The following is an 829-nucleotide window of genomic DNA, read 5'->3' on the forward strand; positions in this document are numbered from 1 at the left end:
AATAATTTAATCAATTAGCAAATAATCATAACTGATAATACAAGTTTACTTTAACCAATTTTTGTCTAAATATCTAGAAAACTTTTATCCTATACGACAATACACGTCGTTTATTTACAACTATCTGATTTTGTTATTAAGACTCTAAATATCTTTAATTATCTCTACGCTGCATACTCAACGTCACGCTACCTAATTCTACGCCAAACTTGCTCATAACCGCGCGATTGAGCATCACGTCATCACTGATTAAATACATCCAATCATCAAAATTTACTTTGTAGGTTTTGTCATCGACTGGTAAATCAAGCACATACTGCCAATGAAAAGCATTGCCTGCGACCTCGCCTTTGGCCTGCCCTATCACATCGCCTGCAGTGCCCGTCCATCGACCATCAGCTTGCTCGGTCAGTCGCCAAATTCGTTGCGATTTAGTGCCGTCTGCCCAATTGAATTTTTCGTTTAAGACGATGACATCATCGCCTTCGTGGGTGGCATCAATATCGACACAAAAGCGTTTTTTGACCTCACCGCTACGCCCTTGAAACATCCCATAACCATCGATTTGACCGGAGAAAAACTCATGCATATCAAGCGTCGGTTTGGCGTTTTGATAGGTTTGAATGTTTTGCGTGGCGCAGCCTGAGAGTAATAGCGCTGTTGATAGTCCAAAAGGTATCGCAATCTTGCATATAGATTTAACAAAGAGATTATTCATATTTATTCCTTTTGTATGACAATCGTTTAAAAACAGCACTGCCACTATTAAAGATACGTTAATCTTAATCTGATCTTAGTATTTACGACATATTTTATATCATACCTTACT

Annotated in this window: 1 protein-coding gene; it reads right to left on the bottom strand. The window is 38.2% G+C overall.

Going from position 1 to position 829, the window contains the following annotated elements:
• Window positions 1–154 precede the first annotated feature (154 nt).
• Window positions 155–718, bottom strand: coding sequence for a DUF3833 domain-containing protein (locus ACTXGO_RS15020; protein WP_443575084.1), 564 nt, complete (start codon window positions 716–718; stop codon window positions 155–157).
• Between the last annotated feature and the right edge of the window lie 111 nt (window positions 719–829).

This window comes from Psychrobacter sp. T6-1 (genome assembly GCF_052258445.1).